The sequence below is a fragment of the Kitasatospora sp. CB01950 genome, assembly GCF_001905465.1.
Taxonomy (GTDB): Bacteria; Actinomycetota; Actinomycetes; order Streptomycetales; family Streptomycetaceae; genus Kitasatospora.
In genome coordinates this window covers 7,781-9,196 of the sequence record NZ_LISX01000018.1, presented here as the reverse complement: position 1 = coordinate 9,196, position 1,416 = coordinate 7,781, and the positions used below count along the sequence as shown (strand labels likewise).

Here is a 1,416-nt window from a genome sequence, read left to right as displayed (position 1 = left end):
CCCGCCCCACCGCCCGCACCGCCCGCACCCCAGCCACCGCACCCCGAACCGAAGAAGCGGCGCCCACCGCAACCCCCGGACCCCGCCCGCCCCGGGCCCGGCCACCCGGCAGAAGGTCAACCCCCAGCCACCCCGAGGACGTTCACCCACCCCTGGCCCCCGCCCGACAGCCCGCCGCCCGACCACCGCCCCGCGACACTCCGACCGACGGCCGACTCCCCCGCCGCCACCCGCACCGAACAGCCGACGCCCCGACACCCGGCGGCCGTTCAACAACCCATGCCCGCGTACTCGCGTACTCGTTCAAGTGCTCGGCCAAGTACAGATGATGACGTGCTCAGCTCGGCGTCTTGTCGTTCGCCCGGCTTGTCGGAGGGATCACCTAGCCTGTCGCGCGAGCGGCAGTAGGGATGCCTGGACAGCAGCAACGAGGCGGTGTCGGCGATGAGTGTGGACTTCTTCTGGCGACGTGTGGCCGGCCGGTCGTTGGATGAGCTTGCTCCGAAGGAGCTGGGCGCGTTGGTGCCGCACTGGTTCGATGCCGAGTTCAAGCCGCTTCGGGAGGCCGGAATGGTGACGGCCGTGGACCGTAACGGCTGCTTGATGCACTTTGCCCTGCTGGAAGGGGATGCGCCCTCGCTCCGCATCGCTCAGCTGCCGGTCTATGGAGGCGAGCGACGGACCGGGGGTGAGGAAGTCTCTGAAGACGGGTTCGTCTTCGAGACGGAGCTATGGGTGCTTCGGCCCGAAGAGGTGCAGGACGCGTCAGCCTTCCTGCAGCACGTTGCGGTCGACGACCTGGTCAGGGACTTGGATGTCGAACTGGCAGAAGAGGTCCAATCCCTGGGCTTCGCCACACCTTGGAGCCCGGCGTGGGCAGCGGATCTGGCTGCCGATTTGGGTGAGCTGAAGAGCTTCTTCGCTGCAGCCGCAGCTGCGGGCGACGCGATGGTCAAGGTCGAACAGGCCTGAGCTGGTCGCCGGTCAGGCTGCGTCGCTGTCCCGGTTGATGGCGGCAAGGCGGTTCTTCAGCCGGTAGCTGGGGCCGTTGATGGAGATCACGTCGCAGTGGTGGAGGAGCCGGTCGAGGATGGCGGTGGCGAGCACTTCGCCACCGAAGACCTGGCCCCACTCGCCGAAGGCCTTGATCGAGGCCAGGACGACCGAGCCCTTCTCGTAGCACTTGGAGACCACCTGGAACACCAGGTCCGCCCCGGCGCGCTCGAAGGGCCGGCAGCCGGCCTCGCCGACCACCGGGACGCCCGGCCGGAGGCAGGTACGGAATCCGCTGGTCGGCCGTCCAACGCTCCCGGCGGTCCCGACGTGTCCGACCACGCCGTCGAGGCTGGTGAAGTGGATCGAGAAGCCTGCCCGGCAGGGCGGCAACCGCGACAGCGACGGCGACGGCGACGGCGA

The 1,416-nt window shown here is 69.2% G+C and carries 1 protein-coding gene and 1 pseudogene; one reads left to right on the top strand and one right to left on the bottom strand.

Features of this window, described 5'->3' with window-relative positions; translation table 11 throughout:
* The first annotated feature begins 444 nt into the window (after nucleotides 1–444).
* The gene (locus tag AMK19_RS30705) at nucleotides 445–972 is read left to right on the top strand and encodes a hypothetical protein (protein WP_143200491.1); all 528 of its coding nucleotides are present in this window, start codon (nucleotides 445–447) and stop codon (nucleotides 970–972) included.
* A gap of 12 nt (nucleotides 973–984) precedes the next feature.
* On the opposite strand, the pseudogene AMK19_RS30700 reads toward AMK19_RS30705, so the two are convergent.
* Nucleotides 985–1,416, bottom strand: a pseudogene (locus AMK19_RS30700) (ATP-binding protein); the annotation flags it as partial.